Raw genomic sequence first — 26549 nt, 5'->3', positions numbered from 1 at the left:
CATCATTCCGACCACCGGTTGCTCCCGTCCGCCAGCAGCATCACGCGGGCGGGCGGCCAAGCTGCGCCTAAGCTACTCAGGAACCCCATGCCAAGGAGCCGCGTCCCCATGCCCAGAACAGCATCGCTCGCCCTGCTGCTCGCCCTGGCCCTCGGCGGCTGCGCCACGGCACCGCCCGGCGACCGGCTGCGAGCCAGCGGGCAGATCGACCCCGTACTGCAACGCCAGGCCACCTGCCTGCTCGCGCTGAACGACGAACCCGCGCGCCGCATCGAGGGCCGCTTCGCGGTGGACTATGCGCTCGCGCCCGGCGACCGCCCGCACCATGTGCGCGTAGAATGCCGCACCGCCGATGGCCGCCTGCTGGCCAGCCAGCAAGGCATGGCCTCGACCGGCGAGGTCGACTTCGGCCTGATCGCCCTGCGCTGCCCCAGCACGATCGATGAGCGGGCCCAGGCCGAGGTATTGGCTGCCATCGAGCGCGACATGCACCAGCGCAGCGGGCCGAAGGTGACGCTTATGGAGATCTACGGGGTGCTGGTGGCAGGCGACTGGGCGCTGGCGGAAGTAGCCTTCGATCGGCTCGGCCCGACGCTGTTCGCCCTGCAGCGGGACGACGGCACCTACCGCGTGCGCAGCCATTACGCCACCGCGCGCCCCGGCCAGGCGCTGACGGCCAACGCCCACCAGCGCCTCAGCGAAGGAGCCCCCGGCTTGCCGCCGCACCTGCTCAGCTGCTACCCGCTGGCGCAATCGCGATGAAAACGGACTTCAGGAACCCCAGAACATGCTGCACACCCTCGCCGTCGCGAATTACCGCTCGATCAACACCCTGGTCCTGCCGCTGTCGCGGCTGAACGTCATTACCGGTCCGAACGGCAGCGGCAAGTCCAATCTGTACCGGGCCCTGCGCCTGCTGGCGGAAACGGCCCAGGGCGGCGTGGTCAATGCCCTGGCCCGCGAAGGCGGCCTGGAATCGACCTTCTGGGCCGGCCCCGAGCAGATTTCGCGGCGCATGCGCAACGGCGAAGTGCCCATCGAGGGCGGGCCGCGCCAATCGCCGGTACGCTTGCGCCTGGGGTTTTCCGGCGAGGACTTCGGCTATGCCATCAGCCTTGGCCTGCCCAAGCCATCGCAGTCGGCCTTCTCCCTGGACCCGGAAATCAAGCGCGAGTGCATCTGGGCCGGCGCCAGCTATCGGCCTGCCGCTTTATTGGTGGACCGCGACAACAGCATGGTGCGCCTGCGCGACGACCGCGACTGGACGGTGATTTCCCAGCACCTGCCGCTGTTCGACAGCCTGTTCGACCAGATCGGCAAAGACCCGGACTGCCCCGAGGTGTTCCAGATGCGCGAAACCATTCGCGGCTGGCGCTTCTACGATCACTTTCGCAGCGATGCCGACGCACCGGCGCGGCAGCCGCAGCTCGGCACCCGCACCCCGGTGCTGCACCATGACGGCCGCGACCTGGCGGCGGCGCTGCAGACCATTCGCGAAATCGGCGATCACCAGGCACTCGACGAGGCGATCGCCGATGCATTTCCCGGCAGTCGCCTGCGCATCGCCCAGCAGCCCGGGGGCCGTTTCGTTACCGAACTGCACCAGGAAGGCCTGCTGCGGCCGCTCTCCGCCGCCGAGCTTTCGGATGGCACCCTGCGCTACCTGTTGCTGGTGGCGGCGCTGCTCACCCCCAGGCCGCCATCGCTGATGGTGCTCAACGAGCCGGAGACCAGCCTGCACCCGGATCTTCTGCCAGCCCTCGGGCGGCTGATCGTCGGAGCCTCGCGGCATAGCCAGGTGTGGGTGGTCTCCCATGCCAGCCGGCTGATCGCCGCGCTCGAACAGCACGACGCGTGCAATTCGATCGTGCTCGACAAGCAATGGGGGCAGACCGAAGTCCTCGGCCAGGGCCCGCTCGACGGGCCGCCCTGGCGCTGGCCGGACTGATCTAGCGTGCCAGCTGCGCGCCCGGCACTGGCCGCGGTTGGCGAAACACCAGCACATTGCCCGCCATGACCAGTACCAGGCCGGCCAGCGCCGGCGGCGTCCACTGGTAGCCCTCGACGAACGCCGAGACATTCAGCGCCACCAGCGGAAACAGCACCGTGCAATACGCCGCCCGCTCCGGCCCCAGGCGCCCGACCAGGGTCAGGTAGGCGGTAAAGCCGATCACCGAACCGGGGATCGCCAGGTACAGCAGCGCACCGACGTAGCTGGGCCGCCAGTCGAAGGCGAAGGCCGTGCCCGTGGCGAGGCAATAGCCACCCAACAGCAGCGCGCCGTAGAGCATGCCCCAGGCATTGCTGCTGAGCGGCCGCACGCCGGCCTTCTGCTGCCGGCTGGAGATCAGGTTGCCGGCCGAGAAGCACAGCGTGCCGAGCAGCGCCAGGCCCAGGCCGATCAGCGTCTCGCGACTCGCCGTCTGCCCCACCACCTCCGGCCAGAACAGCAGCGCCAACCCGGCCAGCCCCAGCGCGCCTCCCGCCAGCACATTGGCGGCGATGTGCTGGCCGAAGAACAGGCGCGCGTTCAGCGCGTTCCACAGCGTCGCGGTGGAGAACACCACGGCGATCAGCCCGCTGGGGATGAACCGGCTGGCGCTGTAGAAGCAGATGAAGTTCACGCAGAACAGGCACAGCCCCTGGGCCAGGCACAGCAGGTGGGCACGCCGGTCGAGCCGCTGCAGGCGTCGGCTGAGCAGCAACCCGGCGAACAGCACCAGGGCCGCCAGGGCGAAGCGGTAAAGGATCGAGACGGTAATGGCCACCTCGCCCAGTTGCAGCTTGATGGCGATCCAGGTGGTGCCCCAGATCAGCACGGTCAACAGATACAGCGACAGGTTCATCGACAGCTCTCCAATGGCTGTCGCCAGTCTGACGCCACGACGCTCGCCGGGCTTGCACGAATTTGCGCATATCTCAGGTCGCGGCTGGCAACCCGGCCATTGCCGAAGCGTGTGGCCTGACTAGACTGAAGCACGCCCCGCTCTGGAATGCACCGCAGTCCTGGCGTTGGGAAACCTGGATGCCCAAGCCGCAAGAGAATGACAAGGTGTCGTATCGGTTCCGCTTCACCCTGCCCGTTGCCCTCGTCGCCTGCCTGCTCTGGGTCGGTGGGGTCGTTGCCGAGCCTTCGGGCCCGCAAACCGGCCCGCGGGCCCTTCCCGCCAAGCATGTGATCTTCATCGCCTCGGACTTCCAGAACGGCGGGGTGTCCGGCGTCTACCGCGGCTTCGAACGCGCCGCCAAGCTGCTGGGGTGGGAGATCGGCGCGCTGAACGGCAAGGGCGACGCGCAGCAATTGCACGATGCCCTCGCCGAGGCCATCGCCGCCCGCCCCGATGGCCTGGTGATCGGCGGCTTCGAGGCAAGCACCTATGCCGAACGGCTGGCCGAGGCCCGGCACGCCGGCATTGCCGTGGTCGGCTGGCATGCCACCGATCAACCCGGCCCCGGCGCGCTGCTGTTCACCAACATCACCACCGACCCCATCGCCGTCGCCGACGTCGCCGCCAGCCTGGTCGTTGCCAGCGGCAAGGCCGGCGTGGTGCTGCTCACCGACAGCCAGTTCTCCATCGCCACCGCCAAGACCGAACGCATGGCCGAGGTGATCCGGCGCTGCGCCGGCTGCCGGGTACTGGCCATCGAAGACGTGAAAATCTCCGAAGCCGGTCAGGCCATGCCGGTGCTGGTCGCGCGGCTGCATCAGCGCTTCGGCACAGCCTGGACCCACACCCTGGCGATCAACGACATCTACTTCGACAACATAAACGCCCCGCTGGCACGGCTGGGAAGACGGGATATCCAGCACATTTCCGCCGGCGACGGCTCCAGCAAGGCGCTTGGACGCATCCACTCGGGGCTGTCGCAGCAGGTGGCAACCGTTGCCGAACCGCTCGGCGCACAGGGCTGGCAACTGGTGGACGAACTCAACCGCGCCTTTGCCAGGCAGCCGCCCAGCGGCTTCGTCGCCACGCCTCGGCTGATCACCACCGACGTGCTGCGCAACAGCAAGACCCTGACCATCGAACTGGGCTACGACTACGAGGCGCACTACCTGCACATCTGGCGCCCCTGAGCGGCGCTGGCGGGCCCCGCGCACTTGCACGAACTTGCGCTTTTCGCCGGCCCGGGGCTGGCAAGGGCCGGGCACTGGCGTAGCATGCCGCCAGGAGGAGCGCGCCATGTCCCAGCCCGAACAACACCAGGTCTTCCAAGCCCTCAGCCGTTCCCGCGCCAGCCTGGAGCGCGCCGCCGACCTCGGCGACGGCCTGGCCGCAGCGCTCTGGCAGAACCGCCTGGACGCCCCAAGCTACAGCAACCCGGCGCATCACACCCTGACCTGCTACCTGGAAAACGGCTGGCAGACCTTCCGCCGCGACCGACCCCACCAGGGCGGCCATCCGAATGCGCTGTGCACCTTGCCCGCCGGGCAGGACTCGCAGTGGGTGGTCAACGGCCGCTTTCGCTTCCTGCACCTCTATGTCAGCCCCGAACAGTTCGCCCTCGGCGCCGTGCGCCTGCTCGACCGCGAACCGCGGGAGCTGCAACTGCGCGACGACACTTTCTTCGACGACCCGGTCCAGGCGGCGCGCTTCCATGCGCTGACCCACCTCGACTGGAGCGAGCCCGGCGAACGCCTGCTGACCAGCAGCCTGGCCCATGAGCTGCTCGATCACGCCCTGCTCAGCCAGGCCGGCCGGCGCGACGGCCTGCGCCTGAAGGGCGGCCTGGCGCCGGCGCAGCGCAAGCGATTGCGCGACTACATCGACTGTCATCTGGCCGAACCGTTGAGCCTGGGCCAGCTCGCCGGCCTAGTCGCGCAGTCCGAGTATCACTTCGCCCGCATGTTCCGCAGCAGCTTCGGCGTACCGCCGCACCGCTACGTGCTGGCCCGGCGCCTGGCCCGTGCCCGCCAGTTGCTGACGCACAGCGACCTGCCGCTCGGCGATATCGCCCTGGCCTGCGGCTTCGCCAGTGCCAGCCACTTCAGCAACCGCTTCCGCGCCGCCCACGGTGGTACGCCGGGGCAATACCGCGCCGCCCTGCGCCATTGAACCGGCGGGCTGCACAGCCGCCCCTTACCGTGCGAGAATTTCCGGCTGTTTTCTCGCTGGAAAAACCAATGCCGAGTTCACTGCCATATCGCAGCCGGTCGAACTGATGCCGCTGGATATCCATCATTTGCGCTGGCAGGACTGGGCGCTCGACTTCGACGATCGCTACTTCCAGCGCGGCCAGGTCTACGCCAAGGAAGGGCGGGTCACCCTGCTGGAAGTGGGCGATGGCGTGATTCTTGCCGAATGCCAGGGCAGCGGCAGAAATCGCTACCGGCAACGCATTTACCTGCACGCCAACGACCAGGGCTGGCAAGTGGACGGCGATTGCAGCTGCCCGGTCGACTACAACTGCAAGCATGTGGCCGCCGCCCTGCTCACCCTGGAGCGGCAACAACAGGTCGCACCGCCGCCGGAGGAGCGGCTGCTCGACGATCTGCAACCACAGCCGCTGCTCACCCTCGGCAGCCACTTCCGCGTGCACTACGACGCCCGTCGCGGGCGCATGGTCGACCAGTACCAGCACCGCGCCGCCCTGAGCTTTCTCTACGACGGACAACGTGCCTTCGGCAAACCGGCCAACGACCTGCTCAAGCCCGACGGCCCCGGCCGGGTACTGCGCATCCGCCGCCAGCCGAAGGCCGAAGAGACCTTGCGCCGCAGCCTCGGCGAATTTGGCTTCAGCGTCGCCCTGCGGCAGAGCGAGGCCCTGCGCCAGCTCGGCGGCGAGATGTACGAACAAGCCGACGATGCCGCCTGGTTGCGCTTCGTCCGCGAAGGTGTTCCGGCATTGCGCGAACGCGGCTGGCGCATCGACCAGCAGCCGGGCTTCCACTTCAACCTGGTGGAGGTGGAGGGCTGGTACGCCGAGATCGACGAGGAACCCGGACAGGACTGGTTCGACCTGGAACTGGGTATCGAAGTGGACGGCCAGCGCATCAGCCTGCTGCCGGTGATCCTCCATAGCATCCGCCACACCCCCTGGCTGCTGGCCCCGGAGGCCCTGGCCAAGCGCCGCGACGACGAACTGCTGCTGGTGCCGCTGCCCGGCGACGGCCAGGACGGCCGCCGTGTGGCGCTGCCCTTCGGCCGGCTCAAGGGCGTGCTGCACACTCTCGCCGAACTGTACTTCCGCGAGCCCGACTGGAACGAAGACCGCCTGCGCCTGAGCAAGCCGGACGCCGCCCGCCTGCTCGACCTGGAGACGGCCCTGCCGCTGCGCTGGCAGGGCGGCGAACAGTTGCGCCAGTTCGCCCAGCAGATGCGTGACCTGCCGCAACGCCCGCCGACCGCACCCACCGGCCTGCACGCCACCCTGCGCCCCTACCAGCTGGACGGCCTGGCCTGGATGCAGGCCCTGCGCGAACTCGGCTGCGGCGGCGTGCTGGCCGACGACATGGGCCTGGGCAAGACCCTGCAGACCCTCGCCCACCTTCTCGCCGAGAAGGAAGCCGGCCGTCTCGACGCCCCGGCGCTGATCGTCATGCCCACCAGCCTGATCCCCAACTGGCAGGACGAGGCGGCGCGCTTCGCCCCCGACCTGCGTGTGCTGGCCCTGCATGGCGCCAAGCGGCGCGAGGCATTCGCCCGGCTCGGCGATTACGACTTGCTACTGACCACCTACGCCCTGTTGCCGCGCGACCTCAAGGAGCTGGCCAAGCACGATTTCCACCTGCTGATCCTCGACGAAGCGCAGAACATCAAGAACAGCCGCAGCAAGGCGGCCCAGGCCGCACGCGAGCTGAGCGCCCGCCAGCGCCTGTGCCTGAGCGGCACGCCACTGGAAAACCACCTGGGCGAGCTGTGGTCACTGTTCCACTTCCTCATGCCCGGCTGGCTGGGCAACGAGAAGGCGTTCAACCGCGACTACCGCACCCCCATCGAGAAGCACGGCGACCGCAGCCGCCTGGCCCACCTCAACGACCGGGTGCGCCCGTTCCTGCTGCGCCGCACCAAGGAACAGGTGGCGCGCGAACTGCCGCCGAAGACCGAAATCATCCAGTGGGTGGAGCTGACCGAGGCCCAGCGCGACCGCTACGAGACCCTGCGCCTGGCCATGGATCGCAAGGTGCGCGAGGAGATCGACCGCCAGGGTCTCGGGCGCAGCCAGATCGTCATTCTCGAAGCCCTGCTGCGCCTGCGCCAGGCCTGTTGCGACCTGCGCTTGCTGGACCCGGACGCGCCGCTCAAGGCCGAACACTCGGCCAAGCTGAACACCCTGCTGGAAATGCTCGAAGAACTGTTCGACGAGGGCCGCCGGGTCCTGCTGTTCTCCCAGTTCACCGGCATGCTGGCGCTGATCCAGGCCGAACTGCAGCGGCGCAAGATTCCCTACGCCCTGCTCACCGGCGAGACCCGCGACCGCCGCACCCCGGTACAGGAATTCCAGGCCGGCAAGCTGCCGATCTTCCTGATCAGCCTGAAGGCCGGCGGCAGCGGCCTGAACCTCACCGCCGCCGACACCGTGATCCACTTCGACCCCTGGTGGAACCCCGCTGCCGAAGCCCAGGCCAGCGACCGCGCCTACCGCATCGGCCAGGACAAGCCGGTGTTCGTCTACAAGCTGATCGCCCGCGGCAGCGTCGAAGAAAAGATCCAGCAACTGCAGCAGCACAAGGCCGACCTCGCCCGCGACGTACTGGAAGGCGGCGCCCGTAGCGAATGGAAAATCAGCGAGGACGACATCGCCGCGCTGTTTGCGCCGCTGGCCTGACCTAGAGCGCTCTCACCAGGCCATGCTTCACAGGCGACCGACAGATCACCTGTTGGGCTTCGCTGCGCTCAACGCCAACCTACCGAAGGGGATAACGGTCGGGTTGAGATACGAAGCCCAACATGGAGCGCAAAGCGCTGCATCATTCAATTGCCGGCGAACTTGACCCAGAGCCGTTCGAATTGCTGGCCGTACTCGCCGACCAGATGGGCATCGTCGGTCACCAGGAAATTCTCTTCGTTGCCGGTGCTGGCGCTGCGGGTCCAGTTGAAGCTGCCGTTGAGCAGCCAGCGGCCATCGAACAGGGCGAACTTGTGGTGCATGTGGAACGGCCCGGCGTCGATGCGCAGCGGCACGCCCTTGCCGCGCAGCCATTGGATGTCGCTGCCTTCATCGAACTGCTTTTCGTTGTCGGTGATCACCCGCACGGCGATGCCGCGCTGGTGGCAAGCGAGGACTTCTTCGCTCAACTGGTCGTCGGAAATGGTGTACACACAGATGTCCACGCTGCGCCGGGCCTGGCGACACAGCTCGCGGACCTTGCGCCGACAGCTTTCGCCGGGGCTGAAGTGAGCGCTGGCCACACTGCGCTGTGGCGCGGAGCTGATATCCAGGGTCTTGATCACCTGCTCCAGCCATTTCAGCGTGGGCGCGGTGTTGTCGGCATTCTCGGCGATCAGCTCACGGACCAGCGCAAAGGCGCGGTTGCGCATGTAGCGCACCTGGTCCGGGCCCAGTTCGCTGCCGAGCTGGCGCAACTCGTCGCGTTCTTCGTTGCTGAGCTTGAGGTCCAGCAGGCTGTCGCGCAGTTGCTGGTCGAGGCGGTTGAAGTCCATTGCATCTCCTTGTTTGTCCCTTGGAAACCCACCGGGACACGCGCGACTGTAGGGCGAATTCATTCGCCTGAGGGAGCCGGGAAAGGCGAATGAATTCGCCCCTACGCTTGCCCCATGGTCAACCGGTTCCGCGTCATGCCGGCGTAAAGCACGCCGCAGACCGCGCCGGCGATATGGTATTCGAAGGACACCCCTTGCCGCGGCAGCAGGCCGAACAGCCAGCCGCCGTAGTAGAACAGCACCAGCACGGCCACCAGCAGGTCGAGCAGGCTGCGGCGGAACCAGGCCCTCGCCAGCAGGTAGCCCCAGAGACCGAACAGCCAGCCGCTGGCGCCGACATGAAACGCGGTGCGGCCGAACAGCCAGACCAGCAAGCCGCTGCCGAGGATGATCGCCGCGCTGGCGGAGACGAACTGGCGCACCGAGCCGAGCATGGCCAGCCAGCCGAGCACCAGCAGGCCGGGCAGGTTACTCAGCAAATGCAACCAACCGCCGTGCAGCCAGGGCGCGAAGAGGATACCGGGTAACCCCTGCAGGTGACGCGGCAACAGGCCCCAGGCGTTCAGGGCGTTGCCGCTGAGGCTGTTGAGCACCTGCAAGGCCAGCATCACCGCGGCGATGCCCAGCAGCAGGCGCAGCCGCGGCGCCAGCCAGGCGGTCACGACGGGTCGCCGTCGGGCGTCTGCCGCTGCTCCTGGCCGAGCAGGCGACCCAGGTCGTTCAGCTGGGTGGAGATGTCCTGCATGCGATTATGGGTGCGCAGGTCGATATCGATCTTCTTGTCCATTGCCCGGATCAGCGGCAGGAAGCTGTTCTCCAAGGCATGGGCCAGGCTTTCCAGCAGCGTCTGCACGGCCGGTGCCGGCTGGTTGACCACCTCGACACGGGGCGCCAGCTTCTCCAGCTTGTCCAGCCGGGCGAGCAGCTCGCTCCACGGCACCTCCGCGGGTTGCGGCAGCTCGACCGGCGGCCGGTCGAGCGCACTGCCGAGGCCGCGCACGCCTTCCACCAGGTCGTTGAGTTGGGCCACCACGCGTCCACCGACGTCCGTGTCGCTGCCGCCCATGGCCTTGTTGCGCAGGAAGTCGCGTTTGATCTGCGCCCAGCGCTCAGCTTGCTCGGCCGTCATATTGCCGCGCAGTTCGGCCAGCTTGAGCAGGTTCTCCTCGGCACCGGTGGTGAGCAGCTGCGATTCGCCTTGGTAGTGGTCGGCGATCAGCTGCAGCAACTCGGCTTCGTTCATCACCGAGGAAATCTTTTCCGCCATCTTGTTCATGTTGCGGTAGCTGCCCTGCAGCTTGAACGGCGGCTCGGTGCGGTACTGGTCGGCCTGGGCGGCGCTGGCGATGTACTGCTGGTTGACCTTGAGCACCACGTCGCGCACCTGCACCAGGCGCTCCAGGGTGGCGGTGATCTCGTTGATCTCCGCACCGCTGTAGCCGTGGGACAGCTCGTTGCTGGAGAACGGCTTGCCCTCGAGCTTGGCGATGAAGCGGTAGACGTCCGCCATGTCGCGGGTGGCCAGCGGCGCCAGCACCGGGTTGGAGGTCAGGGCGTTCTCGATGTAGCTGAGGTTGAACGCCTCCTGCATGCCGCTCAAGGTATCGCCGAGGTTATAGATATCGGCGCGGTTGGCCAGCATGTCGGGAATCTTGAAGACGTCGCCAGACTCGGTGTACGGGTTGCCGGACATGATCACGCAGAACTTGCGCCCGCGCATGTCATAGGTCTTGGTCTTGCCCTTCCACACGCCCTCGATGCGCCGGGTACCGTCGCATAGCGAGATGAACTTCTGTAGGAACTCCGGGTGGGTGTGCTGGATGTCGTCGACATACAGCATCACGTTGTTGCCCATCTCCAGCGCCAGGTTGAGCTTCTCCAGCTCCTGGCGGGCGGTGGCATCCGGCGCCTGGGCCGGGTCCAGCGAGCGGACTTCATGACCGAGCGCCGGGCCGTTGATCTTCATGAAGATCAGGCCGAGACGGTGCGCCACATATTCCATCAGGGTGGTCTTGCCGTAGCCGGGCGGCGAGATGAGCATGAGCAGGCCCATCAGGTCGGTACGCTTGTTCTCCCCGACGGTGCCCATCTGCTTGGCCAGGTTGTCGCCGATCACCCCGAGGTAGACATCGTTGATCAGCTTGTTGCGCACGAAGGAGCTGAGCGGGCGCGGCTTGAACTCAGCCAGGCGCAGGGCTTCGCGCTCGCGGGCGATGACCTCCTGGCGCAGCGCCTGGTAGCGGCGCAGGCCGGGCAGGAAGCGCTCGCGGTGCAGCCGCAGGCGGGCGAAGAAGTCGTCCACCGCCAGCACCAGGCGGCGCTCCTGGATGCGTGGGTGCTCACCCATCAGCTCGTCGACGGTGAAGCGCAGGTCGACCTCGGTGATGCGCTTGGGCAGGTCCTCGGCCAGCAGCGCCAGGGCCACGGCCTCGGGGATGTAGGCCGCCAGCTCGGCGAACTCGCCGGCATGGCAGAGGCCGTGCAACCAGTTGTCCACCAGCGCCCACTGCGCCGCCGGGCGCTCGCGCAGGCGCGCCAGGGTGCCCTGGTAGCCGTCCCAGACCCGCGCCTGTTGCAGATGGGTCTTGAGCCCGTCGAGCAGTTGCCGGGCGTACTTGCTGAAGGTGAATTCGAGGCGTTCGGCAGCCAGTTCGGCGACCAGGTACTCGGCGGCCTCGCCGAAGGCTTCGGCGGCCACCGGCAGGCTCTCGCGCTCGCTGAAGGCGGTCATGGCGGCGACGATTTCCCGCTGCAGCTGCTGCAGTCCGTCGCGGCGGCCGAACAGTTGCTGGATATGCCAGGCGCTGCGGGCGCGCTCCGGCCACTGCGCAGCGTGCTCATCGCCACGCAGGTGGCTCCAGCAGAACACCGCGATACCCCGGGGCAGCGCGCCATGGTGCAGCAGCCCGGCGCTCTCGCGCAGCGGCAGCAGCTTGGCCAGGATGGCAGCGGCATCGTGATCGTGGATGCCTTTCTCGTAGCCTTCCTTGTAGCGCGGCGCGGCGAACTCGCGCAGGGTCTTGACCAGCACCTCCGGCTGGCCGAGTTGCTGCTTGAGCAGTTCCAGGCTCAGCCCCTCGGCACCGGCTTCGGCCGCCGCCAGGGCCTGGCCGGCCAGGTACTCGGCGCGGTACAGCTGCGGCGTTTCCGACTCCAGCGACACCTGCCAGTAGTCGCGCAGCGCTTCCAGCTCGGTGCTCTGCAAGGGCTCGAGAAAGTCGGTGCCGGTCAGATGCAGGTAGAGCTGGTCGCCGCGCGGCATCAGCGTCAGGTCCAGCTCCTGGCTGTTGACGCTGAAGCGATGACGCGGACCGAGCTTGATGACGTTGCCGCCCTCTTCGAACAGCTCGGTCTTGTCGCGTAGCGCGCGTACCGCCTGGTCGCGGGCGCCCTTCAGGCGCGCCTCGACGTCGTCGGCCTTGACGCTGTCCTTCAGCTCGCGCAGGCGCTCGGCCATCTCGCGCAGCTTGAGGATCAGCGGATCGGCGGCGAAGAACGCGTTGAGTTCCTCGGCCTGGGTAAACTTGGCGGTGCGCCGGCCCAGCCCGTCGAGGATGCGCTTGGCCGCGTCGAGCACGCCCTGCGCCTTGCGCTGACGCTCGTCGAGCAGCGCCTGCTTGTGCGCCTCGAAGGTTTCCAGCAGCTCCTCGCGCTTGGCCAGGATGTCGCCGAGGAACTGCTCGTGATCGCCGAACTGGCTCTCCAGCTCCTCCAGTTGCACCAGCAGGCGCGACAGCTGCTCGTCGCAGCGCTCCGGGTCCTGGGCCATGGCCAGTGCATTGGTGATGCCCTGGCTGAACAGCTTGAACTGGGCACCGAACTGGGCCACGGTCTCCGCCGAGCCGAGACCCTTGCGGCGCTGCTCGGCACGGGCCTTGGCCTGGTTCAGGCGGGCATAGATCTCGGAAATCGACTCGACGATCTGGGTGCGCTGGGTGGCGTCGTCGATCTTCAGCGAGGCCATCAGCGAGGAGAGCATGTCCAGGTCGCCGGCCATCGCCTGCATGGCGCCCAACGGCTCGTTGAGCTGGGCCACGCTTTCAGCCTTCTGCGCCTCGCCGTCGAGCTTGCCCAGGCGCTCGGCGAACGGCTGCAGGGCCTGTGGGGCGGCGAGGAAGCGCGCGGTGCCGGCGGCTACCCGCTCGTGGGCGGCGAGCAGCTCGGCTTCCATGGCATCGATGCGCGCCACGTCGATGTAGCGGTAGTCGCGGATGGTCAGCAGTTGGCCGCGCTGGGCAGTGAGCTGGTTCAGCGCGTCGACGAAGGACTGCACTTCATCCCAGCTGTCCACCAGCAGGCCGTCGAGCAGCGTCTTCTGCCGGGTCTGCGCGGTGGCCATGGCCTGGGCCGATTGCCGGCGAATGCTCTCGACCTTCTCGAACTCGTCGAGCACCAGTTCGCCGGTGGCGGCGATTTCCCGCAGCAACGGCGCCAATCCGCCGCTCTGCGCATCGCCCAGCCAGTGGTAGGCATCGAACAGGCGGCGCACGTCCTGGCACAGCTGGCTGTAGCGCTGCACGGAAACCGCCGGCGCCTCGATTTCGCGGGATAGGTTGTAGAGATCGGACACCCCGCGCACCAGCTCGGCATTGCCGATGCGGCCGAAGAAGCTGTTCTTCGCCGGCTGGCGGGCGGCGAACTCGTCGCTGCAATAGGGCGTCTGCCAGATCTGCATCGGGTGCACGCGGGTCGGCTCGCTGCCCTCGGCGGCGAAGATGACCATGCGCCCGTCTTCCAGCCGCGCGTAGCCGTGGCCGAAGATCGGGTTCTGCAACTGGCGGTTGATCAGGTTGTAGGTAAACAGCGCGGAGCGGCCCTCTTCCGGCTGGTAGAAGATGTACAGCACGTCCTCGCCGTTGGGCGAGCGCACCGCGCGCTTGAAGCGCATGCCGTCCATCGGCTGCTCGAAGGTCTTGTATTCGCCGTTCTGCAGGTAGTAACCGCCGGGGAAGATGATCCCGTGGTCCTCCGGCAGCTGCACGCAGGCCAGGCCGATGGCGTCGATGCGCTCGACCTTGCGGGTCAGGCAGTTGAATACCAGGTAGCGCCACTGTTCCTCGCGATACGGCAACACCTTGAGCAGGATCAGGCTGCCGAGCTTGGCGAACTCGATCTGCGCGTCATCCAGTGACTGGGTCTTGTCCACCACCGGCTCGCGGTAGATGCCCAGGCCGTCCTCAGTGTTGTTCTCCACCTTGATGGTGAGGTCGCCGCCGATGGTCTCGACGAATACGGTATCGAGGATATTCAGGTGCGGATGGCGGCCGTTGACCACCATCTCGCGGCTGGTCTTCTGCCACTCGAAGTCGAACGGCGCCGGCAGCGCGATATCGCGCTCGCCGCGGTTGTCGATGTAGCGGATTTCCTTGCCGTCGGTGGAAATCGACCAGCGGAACACCCGCACGTCGCTGATGCGCTCGCCGATCTGGAAGCTGGCCAGCAGCTTGCTGTCGCGCACCATCAGTTGCAGCAGGCGGGTGTTCTTGTAATAGGTGTACAGCTCGTTGAAGTCCTGCACGAAGCTGGCATTGCCGAGGAAACTGCCTTGCAGCGGCAACGGCTCGGCCTCGTAGCCTTCTTCCTGCTCGCTGAGCCGGTACAGGGAAAACACGTCCTCGACGCGCGTCTCCTTCTTCAGGCCGAGAAAGACGTTGTAGCCGAACAGCAGGCAGTCGCCGACCTGCACGATGTCTCGGGCGATGCAGTTGTTCTCGGTGCGGATGCGCACCCGCCCGGTCACCGCCATCTGGCTGCTGCCGAACTCCTCCAGGCGCTGGGCATTCAGCCCGTCGGTGGTCTGCTTGAGGCGCTGGCCCTGCTCCAACAGGCGCTTGTGCAGCACCTCGTAGGCGCCGCCTTCGGCGACGGCCTTGTCCAGTGCGTCCTGTTCGCGGGTTTCGGCTTGAACGTCCGACATGCTGAGTCTTCCTGAATCGGGGGAACGTCTTCGACGGGGAGAAGAGAAACGGTTGGCCTGGCCGCCGAAGCAGCGGCCAGGCCTGGGCAGGGCGGCGAGCGCCACCCTGCCGGCCCGCAGAGGGTTACGTCAGCGGAATTCAGATTCCCGCGTCGACCTTGGGCTCCGGCGCCTTGCCAGTCATCAGGCGCGACAGCACGTCCTGGACCACCGGGCTCTTGCCGACCACGCCTTCGATGGCCTTGCCCACCGAGAGGGACTTGGCGAAGGAGTTGAAGAAGTCGCCTTCGCCACCGACGATCTCGATCTTCGCCTTGGACAGCGCGGCGGAAAGCACTTCGGCCTGCTCCTTGGCGATGTCCTTGTTGGCTGCGATGGCGGCCATGGCTTCCTCGAAGTTCTTCTCCAGCTGCATGCGGAATTCCTCGTGGGCGCGAGCGCTGTCGCTGAGGGCATCCAGGGCACCGAACTTCTTGCCCAGGCCTTCGGCCTCGGCGTTCAGGCGCTCCAGCAGGATCTGCGCTTCGGCAGAACCCAGGTCCTTGGTCGCCTTGGCCTTGGCCACGCCAAGCTGCTCTTCGCCGCGTGCCTGGGCAGTGAGTTTCTCTTCCAGCACCTTGGCTTCGGCCAGGCCGTCCTTCTCCTTCGCCGCGGCCTGGGCCTCGATGACACGCGCCTCGGCCAGACCTTTCTCCTGCTCGCCCTTGGCTTCGGCGATCAGGCGCTCGGCCTCGACACGCGCTTCGGCCAGACCTTCTTTCTCCTTGGCCGCCGCGGTGACTTCACGCACCTTGGCATCGGCCAGACCGGGCGCGGCGCGCTCGGCTTCGATACCCTCGGCCATTTTCTTCTTGGCCTCGGCCTGCTTGGCCGCTGCTTCCAGCTCTGCCTGGGCCAGGGTATTGATTTCCACCGCCTTGTGCTTGGAGCGGGTCTCGTCGGCTTCGGCCTGCTTGACCTGGCGCACCAGCTCCTGCTCGGCTTCGGCCTGGGCCTGCAGCACCACGACCTGCTTCATGCGCTCGGCCTCGGAGACCTCGCGAACTTCCTTGATGCGCTCTTCTTCCTGGGCCACGGTCTTCTCCACGGCGACGCGCTCGCGGATCACGGTGGCGATGTTCTTGCGCTCTTCTTCCAGCGCCTTTTCCTTCTCGATGCGCTGCAGCTCTACTTCGCGCTCGCGAGCGACCACTTCCAGGTCCTTGGCACGGGTAACCTTTTCCACCTCGATGACCACGGCACGCTGGCGGTTCTGCTGGGCAACCTCCACCTCGCGCTGGCGGTTTTCCTCGCGCACTTCGATTTCCTGTTGAGACTGGATGCGTGCCTGTTCGGCCTTCCAGCGCTCCTCTTCCTGCACCTTGATGGTCTCGGCCTGCTCGCGGGCGCGAATGGTTTCGATCTCACGCTTCTGCCGTGCCTCGGCATCGGCCTGCTGGCGCTCCAGGGCGAGGGTCGCTTCGCGGGTCTCGACGTTCTTCTTCTTGATCGCCAGCTCTTCGTTGCGCTCCAGCTCATTGGTGATGACGTTCTGCGCAGCGGTCAGCTGGGTGATCTTGCGGATACCCTCGGCGTCGAGAATGTTGCTCGGGTCGAGGGAGTTTTTGGCAGTTTGTTCCAGGTAGTCGATGGCGACGTCTTCCAGCACGTAGCCGTTGAGGTCGTTGCCGATCACTTCGACGATTCTGTCGCGGAAGTCCTGGCGGTTCTCGAACAGCTGGACGAAGTCGAATTGCTTGCCCACGGTCTTCAGCGCCTCGGAGAACTTGGCGTTGAACAGCTCGTTGACCGCCGCGCGGTCGGAAGCGCGGTCCACGCCGATGGCCTTGGCCACCTTGAGTACGTCTTCCTGGGTTTCGTTAACGCGCAGGTAGAAAGCCACGGTGATGTCGGCGCGCATGTTGTCGCGGCAGATCAGCCCGTCCTTGGCGCGGCGGTCGACTTCCAGCGTGATCAGGGAGATCTTCATGAACTCCTTGAGGTGGATGACCGGGTAGACCAGGGCGCCGGTGAAATGCACCTTGGGCGTCGACGACATGTCGTTGACGATCAGCGCGGTGCCCTGCGGGACCTTGATGTAGAACGCCTTGAACAGCGCCAGCAGACCCACGATCACCAGAATGACCAGGCCAGCCCCCATCAGGAGTGGCAGCAAAGTCGCTATATTCATCGAAATCAATCTCCTTTGATTCTGAGTGAGCCGGGATCAGACGTTCCTAAACTCATCTTCGGTAATGACCCGATAGGCGTGCTCGGCCTTCAGGTACTCCAACAGCACGACGCGATCGCCGCGCTTGAAACCACGAGCCTCATCGGCACGTACACGCAGGATCAGGCCCGCGCCACCGTCTTCGAGCACAGCCTCGCCATGGGTCAGCGTGACTTTGCCACTGCGCACCACCGCCGTCTGGCCGAGCACGCTCTTGCTGCTGGTAGCCTCGAGCTTGTGGAATAGCGGGCGCAGCGGCCGGCAGATCGCCGAGCTGATCAGCACCGCCGGCAACAGCACGGCGAATGCCACCACCACGCCCAACGGATAGCGCAGCAGACCCAGCGGGAGCTGGCTCATCACCCACAGTTCGACGAAGTAACTGAAGAACCACGCGAAGAAAAACAGCAGCGTAAGCACCAGCGTGACCGGCACGCCATTGAGGTTCAGCTTGGTCAGTAGCCCGGCCAACCCTTCGGTCTGTCCGCCCTCGGTCACTGCGTCGGCATCGACGTCCAGCAGGTCGATATCGAGCCCGCCGAGCACCACGATGAGCCAGTAGAAGACGGCCACGCACAACAGGAAACTGAACAGCGCCGTGGGAAACGACAGTGCCGTCTGCAGGAAAACTTCCATCGCGCTCACATCCCTGGATGAAGATCAGGCGAGGCCCAAAGGCCCCGCCGTTGTCGCCTGACGGATCAGGACTTGGCTTTTTCTTTCAGTCGCGCCAGTACGCTGCCGGCGCTGCTGCTGTCCGGCACGATGCCGGCAGCGCGCAGCTTGGTTTCCAGCGAGTCGTCCTGGGCGGTCGACTCGGCCAGCTCTTCGCTGGCTTCCATCTTTGCCGCACGCTCGGCCTGCTTCTGCTTGATGCGCTCCAGCGACTCGACGGCAGTCTGCAGCTTGGCCTGGGAGCCACCGTAGCGCTGGGCCACGGCCATCTGCGCCTTCTGCACGCTCTCGGTGGCCTTGACGGTGTCCACCTGCTGCTTCATGCGCTTGATGTTGCCTTCGGCCTGGGCAACCGCCTTGCGCAGCTTCGCCACGCTGGCGGCATAGCCTTCGGCCTGCTCGCGCTCGCTAGCCAGCTCGGATTCCAGAGCGGCGATCTTCTCGGCCACTTCCGTCGCCAGGGCTTCGTTGCCGGACTCGAGGGCCTTGAGCGCGTACTGTTCGTACTCGGCGATCTTCGCCTCGCCCTTGCCAACTCGCTCGCTGGCCAGCTTCTGCTTGGCCATGATTTCAGCCAAGGCTTCCTTGGATTTGCGCAGCTCCAGGTCCGCGTCGCGGATTTCCTGGTCGAGGATACGCAGCGCCTGGCTGTCCACCACCGCCTCGCCCATCTCGTTGGCACCGCCACGCAGGGCCGTCAGCATCTTGCTCCAAACATTCATGGGAAACTCCTCCGGTTAGGCACTGGCCTTGAGGAAGCCTTCGTAGGCTTCGGTGGCCTTGATCACGTTGTCAGCGAGCATCTCGATCTCGAACTGCACGTCGGCCAGGGTCGAGGACGCGCTCAGCGCGCCGAACATGGTGTAGCAGGACTGCCCGTCAAAGGTTTCCAGGCCGATGCTGGACAGCGGGAAGAGCTTGTGGGTACGAAGCACCTCTTCGTTGAACGCAGCCACATCGCTTACGTCCGCCTGCGGCCAGAGCACCGACTCGACGATGATCTGCTCGCCGAACACGGCGATGAACACAGGAAGATCCCCATACTCGCGCATCGTCACGTGCAGGCTCGACTCTGCGCCCTGCAGCAACTCGATGCTGGCCTGCCCATTGCCGAACAGCTCGGTCTCCGCCAATGCCTCGTACAGCGCGGCTGCCGTCCATATCTGCGGCATGTTCATTTCTACCTCCTTCTCCATCGAAGCCAGCTCTACGTGAGGCTGGCGCAGTTTCCGTTCAATCGCCCCGAGCGCCTGGGCATGCTCGGGGCGTATCCATACTTCCTTCTTCACCAGGCCCTGCTCACGCAGGCGCTGGCGATAGAGGCGTTGATAGTGAGCCGATGATTTGCTGTGCATGGTGGCAGATTAGTTCATCACATGTAATGCAGCAAGACTTACATGTAACAAATTCCGAATAAGTCAAAGCCAAAACGATGCGCAATGGCATCGAGCCATGATTCGAGCTGAAGGAACTATAGCGGGAGACAAAACCGGAGGGTGGAGCCGCGCATCCTTTCGCCGCGCGGATTAAACCGCAGAAGTTCCCGACAAGAGCGCCAACCCTGTCGCATTTCGGGTCATGCTAGCCAATGGCTTACAACGGGACAAAGCCGCCGGCAATGGAATAGGCTTAGCGGCCCGATCCAGCCGCGGAGCTTCCATGAGCAGCAGCAAACCCCTCGCCGGCCTCAAAGTCATCGAACTCGGCACCCTGATCGCCGGCCCGTTCGCCTCGCGCATCTGCGCGGAATTCGGCGCCGAGGTGATCAAGGTCGAATCCCCCGATGGCGGCGACCCGCTGCGCAAATGGCGCAAGCTGTACGAGGGCACCTCGCTGTGGTGGTTCGTCCAGGCCCGCAACAAGAAGTCTCTGACCCTCAACCTCAAGCACCCCGAGGGCAGAGCCATCCTGCTGAAGCTGCTAGGCGAGACGGACATCCTGATCGAGAACTTTCGCCCCGGCGTGCTGGAAAAACTCGGCCTGGGCTGGGACGTTCTGCACGAACTGAACCCCAGGCTGGTCATGGTGCGTCTTTCCGGCTTCGGCCAGAGCGGCCCGCTAAAGGATCAACCCGGCTTCGGCGCAGTGGGCGAATCCATGGGCGGGCTGCGCTACATCACCGGCTTCGAGGACCGTCCGCCGGTGCGCACCGGGATTTCCATCGGCGATTCCATCGCCGCCCTCTGGGGCGTGATCGGCGCCCTGATGGCGCTGCGGCACCGCGAAGTCGGCGGCGGAACGGGCCAGGTAGTAGACGTAGCGCTCTATGAAGCAGTATTCGCCATGATGGAATCGCTGGTGCCGGAGTTCGACGTGTTCGGCTTCGTTCGCGAGCGCACGGGCAACATCATGCCCGGCATCACGCCCTCTTCCATCCATACCAGCGCCGATGGCAAGCACATCCAGATCGGCGCCAACGGCGATGCTATATTCCGCCGCTTCATGGCCGCCATCGGTCGGACCGACCTGGCCGACGATCCGCAACTAGCCAGCAACGACGGCCGGGACGCACGCCGCGACGAACTCTATGGAGTGATCGACCGCTGGGTCGGCAGCCTGCCCCTGGAACAGGTCCTGGAAACGCTCATACGTGCCGAAGTACCGGCCAGTCGCATCTACTCCGCTGAAGACATGTTCACCGACCCGCAATTCCTTGCCCGCGAGATGCTCCTCTCCGCGAAGCTACCGGACGGCAAGCCCTTCAGGATGCCCGGCATCGTGCCCAAGCTGTCGGAGACACCCGGCAGCGCCGAGTGGATCGGACCGGAGCTGGGCCAACACAACACGGAACTGCTCGCCGGACTGGGCTACACCGCCCAACAGATCGCCGAGCTGCGCGAGCAGGGAGCCATCTAGCAAGCCCAGCTCAGGTCTTGCCGCCGAACAGCAGGAAGCTCAGCACCACAGCCACGACCAGCATCAGCCAGAGCAAACCGCGGCGATTGCTTTCGGTCGTGGCGCTCTGGAAGCGCGAGCGGCTCTGCGGATGCTCGCGCAGATAGCGCTCCACTTCGTCCTTGGCCTCCTTCAGTCCCAGGCCAGTACCTTCGCGCAGTAACTTGATCGCTTCGATCTTGCGCCCCTGCTCCAAGGCCGAGATCACCTCCAGGGGCAGTTCGGTTTGCTGCTTCATTTGCGCCTCGCGCCATGCGATTCATTTCTCCAGCGTAGCTGCAGAATTTCATGAAACGCCCGCCCGGGATCGCTGCCCAACCCATGAAGGAGGCCACATGAACAGACCGCACAGGGCGCTGCCGCCCGACGTCATCGCCGCCCTGCAACGAGGCGACACCGCGGAAGCCGCACGGCTACTGCAGGAGCATCACCCGGCGAGCGACGACGAAACCAAGCAGGCGCTGAGCGACTACCTGGAGAACAACCCGCCGATCCGCACGCGCGGAGCAGCGGTGATCGCACAAAGCGTGCGCAACGGGCTCATCTGGGCGCTGTTCATCTTCATCATGGTGATCGTCTATCTACTGATCGCCCACTGAATGAGGCGCATAAAAAAAGCCCGCGCGGTTTGCCGGCGGGCCCCTGGGTCGAACGATCAACTACTCAGAGCGGCTTGCCGCGATTGCCGTGGGCGGCGACGAACTGCTGCACAGTTTTCAAGTCGTTGGCCAGTACCGTGTAGCGTTCCTCACGCTGGAACAGGTCGGCCAGGTGCGGCGGCAGGGCCGGCACCGCGTCGATACCGGCCTTCTCCACCGCTTCCGGGAACTTGACCGGGTGCGCGGTGCCCAGGGTGACCATGGGGATGGACAGGCTGCGGCGGCACTCGCGAGCGGCACGCACGCCGATGGCGGTGTGCGGGTCGAGCAGCTCGCCGCACTCCTTGTACACCTCGGTGATGGTCTCGCAGGTCTGCTCATCATTGACCGCCAGGGAGTCGAACAGCTTGCGCGCCTCGGTCCAGCGGTCTTGCTCGACACTGAAGCCGCCGCCCTGCTTGAAGCTGTCCATCAGGTTGGCGATAGCCGTGCCGTTGCGGCCGTGCAGGTCGAACAGCAAGCGCTCGAAGTTCGACGAAACCATGATGTCCATGGACGGCGACAGGGTCGGGTGCAGGGTGTCCTTGACGTACTGGTTGCCGCTCATGAAGCGATGGAGGATGTCGTTGCGATTGGTGGCGACGATCAGCTGGCTGATCGGCAGGCCCATGTTGCGCGCCAGGTAGCCGGCGAAAATGTCGCCGAAGTTGCCGGTCGGCACTGAGAAGGCCACAGACCGCGCCGGACCACCCAGCTGCAGGGCGGCGTGGAAGTAGTAGACGATCTGGGCCATGATGCGCGCCCAGTTGATCGAGTTGACCGCCACCAGACGAGTACCCTTGAGGAAGCCCTGATCGGCAAAGCTGGCCTTGACCATCTCCTGGCAGTCGTCGAAGTTGCCTTCGATGGCGATGTTGTGGATGTTCTCGCCGAGGATGGTGGTCATCTGCCGGCGCTGCACCTCGGACACGCGGTTGTGCGGGTGCATGATGAAGATGTCGACGTGCTCGCAGGCCTTGCAGCCTTCGATGGCCGCCGAGCCGGTGTCACCGGAGGTGGCACCCATGATCACCACCCGCTCGCCGCGCTTGCTCAGCACGTGGTCGAGCAGGCGCCCCAGCAACTGCAGGGCAAAGTCCTTGAAGGCCAGAGTCGGGCCGTGGAACAGCTCCATGACCCACTCGTTGCCGTTGAGCTGACGCAGCGGCGCCACGGCGTTGTGGGCGAACACGCCACCTGAGCCGGCCGCGTAGGTTTCCTCGAGAATCTTCTTGAAGTCGGCATCGCCAATACTGCCGGCGACGAACGGGCGCATCACGCGGAAGGCCAGCTCGTGGTACGGCAGGCCAGCCCAGGAAGCGATCTCTTCCTGGGTGAAGCGCGGCAGGTTTTCCGGCACGTAGAGGCCGCCATCGCTGGCCAGGCCGGCGAGCAGTACGTCTTCGAAATTGAGGGCAGGAGCCTGGCCACGGGTGCTGATATAGCGCATTTCTTCAAACCTTCGCTTCGAGCCGCAAGCGCCGAGCGAAGCGCCGAGCGGGCCTGAGCCGCTCGCCGCCTATCGCCTCTCGCCCGCCGCTGCGGTTAATTGAGTTGTTCCACGCGGATGCGCACGACCTTGCCAACCACATCGGCCAGCGCTTCCAGGGCGGCGATGGCGTCGTCGATACGACTCTCGATCACCCGATGGGTCACGAGAATCATCGGCACCAGACCATCGTGCTCTTCCACTTCCTTCTGCATGATCGATTCGATGTTGATGCCGCGCTCGGACAGAATGGTCGCCACCTGGGCCAGCACGCCGGGATGATCCTTGGCCTGGATGCGCAGGTAGTAGGCGCTCTCGCATTCGCTGATCGAGAGGATCGGGTGGTCGGACAGCGCATCTGGCTGGAAGGCCAGGTGAGGTACACGATTGCCCGGATCGGAGGTCATCGCGCGCACCACGTCCACCAGGTCGGCAACCACCGCCGAGGCGGTCGGCTCCATGCCGGCACCGGCACCGTAATAAAGGGTCGAGCCAACCGCATCGCCGTTGACCATCACAGCGTTCATTACGCCGTTCACATTGGCGATCAGCCGATCAGCGGGAATCAGCGTCGGATGCACGCGCAACTCGATGCCGCTCGCGGTACTGCGCGCCACACCCAGGTGCTTGATGCGATAACCCAGGGCCTCGGCGTAGTTCACGTCGGCAGTGGTCAGCTTGGCGATGCCTTCGGTGTAGGCCTTGTCGAACTGCAGCGGAATGCCGAAGGCGATGGACGCCAGGATGGTCAGCTTGTGCGCGGCATCGATGCCTTCCACATCGAAAGTCGGATCGGCCTCGGCATAGCCCAGCTCCTGGGCCTCCTTCAGCACATCGCCGAAGGTGCGGCCTTTCTCGCGCATTTCGGTGAGGATGAAGTTGCCGGTGCCATTGATGATGCCGGCGACCCAGTTGATGCGATTGCCGGCCAGGCCCTCGCGGATGGCCTTGATCACCGGGATACCGCCAGCCACCGCCGCCTCGAAGGCGACGATCACGCCCTTCTCGCGGGCCTTGGCGAAGATTTCGTTGCCGTGCACGGCGATCAGCGCCTTGTTCGCAGTGACCACGTGCTTGCCGTTGTCGATAGCCTTGAGCACCAGTTCTCGGGCCAACGTATAGCCACCGATCAGCTCGACGACGATATCAATGTCGGGATTTTCCGCGACGGTGAAGATATCGGCGGTCACTGCCGTGGTGCCGATGTCGCACTTCGGGTTGGTCCGGCGCATGGCGATCTGTGCAACTTCAATACCGCGCCCGGCACGGCGGGCAATCTCCTCGGCGTTGCGTTTGAGTACGTTGAAGGCGCCGCTTCCGACGGTGCCCAACCCACAGATGCCCACTTTGACCGGTTTCACGCTGAAACTCCCATTTTCACGGCAAAAAGCGGCCGGGCATGCCCGGCCACAGAAAGAGCCGCACATTACGAAGCGGCTCCTTGTTAGTCAATCCGCCAGAACGCTCTACTTACTTGGCTTCCAGCGCGATCTTCGCCAATTGTGGCGCCGGCTGGTAGCCGGGGATCAGTTGTCCGTTGGCCAGAACGATGGCCGGCGTACCCTGCACACCGATCATCTGGCCCAGCTGGTACTGCTCGGCTACCGGGTTCTGGCATTCGGCGGCCGGAAGCTCCTGGCGCGCCTTGGCCTTGTTCATCGCGGCCTGGCGGTCGGACGAGCACCAGACGCTGACCATGGTGTTGTAGCCATGGGAACCGATGCCCTGGCGCGGAAACGCCGCGTAGCGCACCTCGACGCCGAGCCGATTGAGCTCCGCGACTTCGCTATGCAGCTTCTGGCAGTAGCCGCAATCAGTGTCGGTGAAAACGGTGATATGGGTCTTCGGGTTCTTGGGCGCGAACACCACCAGCTCGCTCTTCGGCAGCGCATTGACTTCCTTGGCGATGGAACGGCTCTCGGCCTGCTCGGTCAGGTTGACGGCATTGCCGTCGCGGAACTGGAACAGGTAGCCCTGCAGGATGAACTGACCGTCGGCACTGGCATAGAGCACCCGACCACCCTTGAGCTGGACCTGGTACAGGCCCTCCATCGGGCTTTCGGCGATCGCTTCGATGGGCAGGTCGTTTTTCAGCGACTGCAGGGAACTGCGGATGGCCTGCTCGGGGTCGGCAGCAAGGACGATGCTGCTCGCCAGGCTGAGCGCCGCGGCAGCGAAGAATCGGGGCAAATACATGGGGTCTCCTGGATCGGGCCGCAGACGGTAGAGCGGATTCCACAGCCTACCATAGATGCCCTGGCGCACATGCGCGGCGGCGCGAAAGGGTGAAATCGTCGGACCTGCGGAAGCTCAGCCACGCGGGTGATGATGAGCATGCAGCTCCTGCAGGCGTGCCTGGGCGATATGGGTGTAGATCTGGGTAGTCGACAGATCGCTATGCCCCAGCAGCATCTGCACCGAGCGCAGGTCGGCGCCATGGTTGAGCAGGTGGGTGGCGAAGGCGTGGCGTAGGGTATGCGGCGACAGCGATTTGCCAATGCCGGCAACCTGCGCCTGATGCTTGATGCGGTGCCAGAAGGTCTGCCGGGTCATCTGCTCGCCGCGCAGGCTGAGGAACAGCACATCGCTCGGCCGACCTTTCATCAGCAATGGGCGGCACTCGCGCAGATAGCGCTCGATCCAGCGCATTGCCTCCTCTCCCAGCGGCACCAGACGCTCCTTGCTACCCTTGCCGAAGGCCCGCAGCACCCCCTGGCGCAGATTGACCTGCTCCAGGGTCAGCCCCACCAGCTCGCTCACCCGCAATCCGCAGGCATAGAGCACCTCGAACATGGCTCGATCGCGCAGCCCCAGGGGATCATCCACCTCCGGCGCCCCCAGCAGCGCCTCGACGTCCCGTTCCGACAGCGACTTGGGCAACGGGCGCCCCAGCCGGGGCAACTCCACTTGCAAGGTCGGATCGGCAGCGATCAGCCCTTCGCGCAGCAGGAACCGATAGAAACCGCGCAGTCCGGACAGGAAGCGCGCCGTCGAGCGCGCCTGGTAACCGGCACTCAAGCGCCAGGCGAGATGGTCGAGAATCAGTTCGCGACCGGCAGCCGCCAGGTCGAGGCCGCGCTCCTGCAACCAGCCATTGAAATGTGCCAGATCGCTGCGATAGGCAGAGCGGGTATGGGTGGACAGCCCCTTTTCCATCCACAGCGCATCGAGAAATTGATCAATCAGGGCATGGTCGACGGCAGACATGGGAACCGGGCAGATGAAGAAGGCGGTGCTAGTCTTCCATAGCAGCTGCCCGCTGTCAGCGAAAAGGCAGGCACAGCCGCGGTTCGGTCACCCCACCGTTCGATGGGTGACAAAGGACCATGCCCACCGCATGATTGCAATTTGATATCAAAGATTATGGATTCCGCCCATGTCCCACCATTCCCGCCTCGGCCAGATACTGATCAACAAGGGCCTGATCGACCACGCCCAACTCGACCAGGCCATGCAGTTGCAGCTGACCAGCAACAAGCGACTGGGCGAAATCCTCATCGAGCAGGGCCTGCTGAGCGAACGCCAGTTGCACAAGGCCTTGAAGAAGCAGAACAACCTGCGCCTGGCCGCCACCCTGGTCGCGGCCCTGCTCAGTCCGTTCCAGATGGCCAGCGCGGACATCCAGCGTCTGCAGCCACCGAACAGCATCAGCCGCCAGGAAACTCCGCGCGGGCTGCAGCCACTCAGTGACGACGAAATGAGCGAAATCAGCGCCCAAGGACTGGACAGCGTGCTGCAAGGCCTCTTCCTGCAGGCGCAGAGCGGCGACGGCCTGGCCACCGTGGAGCAATTGGCACGCCTGGTGATGCCGGTGCTGAACAGCCTTGAGGCGCAGACCTCATTGCATGAGGTGCGCTACGACACGAGCCGGATGACTTCGCTGGTCAACCCGGATGGCTCGGTCAATGTTCGCCTACCCAGCTCGATCGGCGAATTGCGCTTCGACAACATTCGCGTCGCTGGCGCCCCCCAAGGACAAAGCTTCGGCAGCCTGACGCTGCAGGACATCGACCTTTCCCAGGCGTCATTGAAGATCAGCCTGCACTGAAGTTGGCGGCATCCGCTACTGGTCGAAGACAGCAAAACCCACAAACGAAAAAAGCAGCCAGAAGGCTGCTTT

21 protein-coding genes are annotated in these 26549 nt (G+C 65.3%); 8 read left to right on the top strand and 13 right to left on the bottom strand.

From position 1 onward, the window contains the following. The first annotated feature begins 108 nt into the window (after window positions 1-108). Complete coding sequence (locus ACWKV7_RS17725; protein WP_483859018.1) at window positions 109-762, top strand: hypothetical protein; 654 nt, start codon at window positions 109-111, stop codon at window positions 760-762. 25 nt (window positions 763-787) lie between these two features. Further along, a complete protein-coding gene (locus tag ACWKV7_RS17720) occupies window positions 788-1948 on the top strand; it encodes an AAA family ATPase (RefSeq protein WP_483859017.1) in 1161 nt (386 codons plus the stop codon). Between the two features lies 1 nt (window position 1949). Here the strand turns inward: ACWKV7_RS17720 and ACWKV7_RS17715 are convergent, their stop codons facing one another. After that, on the bottom strand, window positions 1950-2846 hold the full coding sequence (locus tag ACWKV7_RS17715; protein WP_483859016.1) for a DMT family transporter: 897 nt from the start codon (window positions 2844-2846) through the stop codon (window positions 1950-1952). Window positions 2847-3025: 179 nt separating this feature from the next. Between ACWKV7_RS17715 and ACWKV7_RS17710 the strand changes: the two genes are divergently transcribed. From ACWKV7_RS17710 to ACWKV7_RS17700, 3 genes are all read left to right on the top strand, one after another. Beyond that, window positions 3026-4078: a substrate-binding domain-containing protein gene (locus ACWKV7_RS17710; RefSeq protein ID WP_483859015.1), complete on the top strand. Its 1053-nt coding sequence runs from the start codon at window positions 3026-3028 to the stop codon at window positions 4076-4078. A gap of 106 nt (window positions 4079-4184) precedes the next feature. Continuing rightward, on the top strand, window positions 4185-5057 hold the full coding sequence (locus ACWKV7_RS17705) for a helix-turn-helix domain-containing protein (protein ID WP_483859014.1): 873 nt from the start codon (window positions 4185-4187) through the stop codon (window positions 5055-5057). A gap of 106 nt (window positions 5058-5163) precedes the next feature. Beyond that, window positions 5164-7770 carry an SNF2-related protein gene (locus tag ACWKV7_RS17700; protein WP_483859013.1) on the top strand — a complete coding sequence of 869 codons (2607 nt, stop codon included), beginning with the start codon at window positions 5164-5166 and terminating at the stop codon, window positions 7768-7770. Window positions 7771-7916: 146 nt separating this feature from the next. Here the strand turns inward: ACWKV7_RS17700 and ACWKV7_RS17695 are convergent, their stop codons facing one another. The 7 genes from ACWKV7_RS17695 to bacA all read right to left on the bottom strand — a co-directional run bounded on the left by ACWKV7_RS17695 (window position 7917) and on the right by bacA (window position 18762). Next, entirely contained in the window at window positions 7917-8606 is a 690-nt protein-coding gene (locus ACWKV7_RS17695; protein WP_483859012.1) for a phospholipase D-like domain-containing protein, read from the bottom strand. 101 nt (window positions 8607-8707) lie between these two features. After that, the gene (locus ACWKV7_RS17690) at window positions 8708-9214 is read right to left on the bottom strand and encodes a rhomboid family intramembrane serine protease (RefSeq protein ID WP_483859036.1); all 507 of its coding nucleotides are present in this window, start codon (window positions 9212-9214) and stop codon (window positions 8708-8710) included. A 50-nt stretch (window positions 9215-9264) separates the two neighbouring features. Next, complete coding sequence (locus ACWKV7_RS17685; RefSeq protein ID WP_483859011.1) at window positions 9265-14523, bottom strand: DNA repair ATPase; 5259 nt, start codon at window positions 14521-14523, stop codon at window positions 9265-9267. Between the two features lie 139 nt (window positions 14524-14662). Then, window positions 14663-16693, bottom strand: coding sequence for a hypothetical protein (locus ACWKV7_RS17680; protein ID WP_483859010.1), 2031 nt, complete (start codon window positions 16691-16693; stop codon window positions 14663-14665). A 36-nt stretch (window positions 16694-16729) separates the two neighbouring features. Then, window positions 16730-17368: a hypothetical protein gene (locus ACWKV7_RS17675; protein WP_483859009.1), complete on the bottom strand. Its 639-nt coding sequence runs from the start codon at window positions 17366-17368 to the stop codon at window positions 16730-16732. Window positions 17369-17433: 65 nt separating this feature from the next. After that, on the bottom strand, window positions 17434-18129 hold the full coding sequence (locus ACWKV7_RS17670) for a PspA/IM30 family protein (RefSeq protein WP_483859008.1): 696 nt from the start codon (window positions 18127-18129) through the stop codon (window positions 17434-17436). A gap of 15 nt (window positions 18130-18144) precedes the next feature. Next, on the bottom strand, window positions 18145-18762 hold the full coding sequence (bacA, locus tag ACWKV7_RS17665) for a biofilm formation regulator BacA (RefSeq protein ID WP_483859007.1): 618 nt from the start codon (window positions 18760-18762) through the stop codon (window positions 18145-18147). A gap of 304 nt (window positions 18763-19066) precedes the next feature. Here bacA and ACWKV7_RS17660 point away from each other — a divergent pair, with 304 nt between their 5' ends. After that, window positions 19067-20263: a CaiB/BaiF CoA transferase family protein gene (locus ACWKV7_RS17660; protein ID WP_483859006.1), complete on the top strand. Its 1197-nt coding sequence runs from the start codon at window positions 19067-19069 to the stop codon at window positions 20261-20263. Between the two features lie 10 nt (window positions 20264-20273). Here ACWKV7_RS17660 and ACWKV7_RS17655 read toward each other — a convergent pair whose 3' ends face one another. Further along, window positions 20274-20540: a ribosomal protein L7/L12 gene (locus ACWKV7_RS17655; RefSeq protein WP_483859005.1), complete on the bottom strand. Its 267-nt coding sequence runs from the start codon at window positions 20538-20540 to the stop codon at window positions 20274-20276. A 97-nt stretch (window positions 20541-20637) separates the two neighbouring features. Between ACWKV7_RS17655 and ACWKV7_RS17650 the strand changes: the two genes are divergently transcribed. Further along, a complete protein-coding gene (locus ACWKV7_RS17650; RefSeq protein WP_483859004.1) occupies window positions 20638-20901 on the top strand; it encodes a hypothetical protein in 264 nt (87 codons plus the stop codon). A gap of 64 nt (window positions 20902-20965) precedes the next feature. On the opposite strand, the gene thrC is transcribed toward ACWKV7_RS17650, so the two are convergent. From thrC to xerD, 4 genes are all read right to left on the bottom strand, one after another. Beyond that, window positions 20966-22390, bottom strand: a complete 1425-nt coding sequence (gene thrC / locus ACWKV7_RS17645) for a threonine synthase (protein WP_483859003.1) — start codon at window positions 22388-22390, stop codon at window positions 20966-20968. Between the two features lie 95 nt (window positions 22391-22485). Then, window positions 22486-23790: a homoserine dehydrogenase gene (locus ACWKV7_RS17640; protein WP_483859002.1), complete on the bottom strand. Its 1305-nt coding sequence runs from the start codon at window positions 23788-23790 to the stop codon at window positions 22486-22488. Window positions 23791-23899: 109 nt separating this feature from the next. Continuing rightward, window positions 23900-24625 (bottom strand): DsbC family protein, encoded by a 726-nt coding sequence (locus ACWKV7_RS17635; RefSeq protein ID WP_483859001.1) that lies wholly within the window; start codon window positions 24623-24625, stop codon window positions 23900-23902. A 114-nt stretch (window positions 24626-24739) separates the two neighbouring features. After that, entirely contained in the window at window positions 24740-25636 is an 897-nt protein-coding gene (gene xerD, locus ACWKV7_RS17630; protein ID WP_483859000.1) for a site-specific tyrosine recombinase XerD, read from the bottom strand. Between the two features lie 169 nt (window positions 25637-25805). On the opposite strand from xerD, the gene ACWKV7_RS17625 reads away from it, so the two are divergent. Next, window positions 25806-26477: a cyclic di-GMP-binding domain-containing protein, MshE-related gene (locus ACWKV7_RS17625; RefSeq protein ID WP_483858999.1), complete on the top strand. Its 672-nt coding sequence runs from the start codon at window positions 25806-25808 to the stop codon at window positions 26475-26477. Window positions 26478-26549 lie beyond the last annotated feature (72 nt).

This window comes from Zestomonas ipomoeae, assembly GCF_057128665.1.
The sequence above is the reverse complement of the archived record's forward strand: the minus strand, read 5'-3'. Positions and strand labels throughout refer to the sequence as shown.

What these genes read in the sequence shown, in the direction of transcription:
- ACWKV7_RS17660 (WP_483859006.1), top strand. Translation starts at nt 19,067, where the DNA reads ATGAGCAGCAGCAAACCCCTCGCCGGCCTCAAAGTCATCGAACTCGGC.
- ACWKV7_RS17720 (WP_483859017.1), top strand. Translation starts at nt 788, where the DNA reads ATGCTGCACACCCTCGCCGTCGCGAATTACCGCTCGATCAACACCCTG.
- ACWKV7_RS17690 (WP_483859036.1), bottom strand. Translation starts at nt 9,214, where the DNA reads ATGCTGGCCTTGCAGGTGCTCAACAGCCTCAGCGGCAACGCCCTGAAC.
- ACWKV7_RS17705 (WP_483859014.1), top strand. Translation starts at nt 4,185, where the DNA reads ATGTCCCAGCCCGAACAACACCAGGTCTTCCAAGCCCTCAGCCGTTCC.
- ACWKV7_RS17695 (WP_483859012.1), bottom strand. Translation starts at nt 8,606, where the DNA reads ATGGACTTCAACCGCCTCGACCAGCAACTGCGCGACAGCCTGCTGGAC.
- ACWKV7_RS17715 (WP_483859016.1), bottom strand. Translation starts at nt 2,846, where the DNA reads ATGAACCTGTCGCTGTATCTGTTGACCGTGCTGATCTGGGGCACCACC.
- ACWKV7_RS17670 (WP_483859008.1), bottom strand. Translation starts at nt 18,129, where the DNA reads ATGAATGTTTGGAGCAAGATGCTGACGGCCCTGCGTGGCGGTGCCAAC.
- ACWKV7_RS17725 (WP_483859018.1), top strand. Translation starts at nt 109, where the DNA reads ATGCCCAGAACAGCATCGCTCGCCCTGCTGCTCGCCCTGGCCCTCGGC.
- xerD (WP_483859000.1), bottom strand. Translation starts at nt 25,636, where the DNA reads ATGTCTGCCGTCGACCATGCCCTGATTGATCAATTTCTCGATGCGCTG.
- ACWKV7_RS17700 (WP_483859013.1), top strand. Translation starts at nt 5,164, where the DNA reads ATGCCGCTGGATATCCATCATTTGCGCTGGCAGGACTGGGCGCTCGAC.
- ACWKV7_RS17655 (WP_483859005.1), bottom strand. Translation starts at nt 20,540, where the DNA reads ATGAAGCAGCAAACCGAACTGCCCCTGGAGGTGATCTCGGCCTTGGAG.
- ACWKV7_RS17635 (WP_483859001.1), bottom strand. Translation starts at nt 24,625, where the DNA reads ATGTATTTGCCCCGATTCTTCGCTGCCGCGGCGCTCAGCCTGGCGAGC.
- thrC (WP_483859003.1), bottom strand. Translation starts at nt 22,390, where the DNA reads ATGCGCTATATCAGCACCCGTGGCCAGGCTCCTGCCCTCAATTTCGAA.
- bacA (WP_483859007.1), bottom strand. Translation starts at nt 18,762, where the DNA reads ATGCACAGCAAATCATCGGCTCACTATCAACGCCTCTATCGCCAGCGC.
- ACWKV7_RS17650 (WP_483859004.1), top strand. Translation starts at nt 20,638, where the DNA reads ATGAACAGACCGCACAGGGCGCTGCCGCCCGACGTCATCGCCGCCCTG.
- ACWKV7_RS17685 (WP_483859011.1), bottom strand. Translation starts at nt 14,523, where the DNA reads ATGTCGGACGTTCAAGCCGAAACCCGCGAACAGGACGCACTGGACAAG.
- ACWKV7_RS17710 (WP_483859015.1), top strand. Translation starts at nt 3,026, where the DNA reads ATGCCCAAGCCGCAAGAGAATGACAAGGTGTCGTATCGGTTCCGCTTC.
- ACWKV7_RS17680 (WP_483859010.1), bottom strand. Translation starts at nt 16,693, where the DNA reads ATGAATATAGCGACTTTGCTGCCACTCCTGATGGGGGCTGGCCTGGTC.
- ACWKV7_RS17675 (WP_483859009.1), bottom strand. Translation starts at nt 17,368, where the DNA reads ATGGAAGTTTTCCTGCAGACGGCACTGTCGTTTCCCACGGCGCTGTTC.
- ACWKV7_RS17625 (WP_483858999.1), top strand. Translation starts at nt 25,806, where the DNA reads ATGTCCCACCATTCCCGCCTCGGCCAGATACTGATCAACAAGGGCCTG.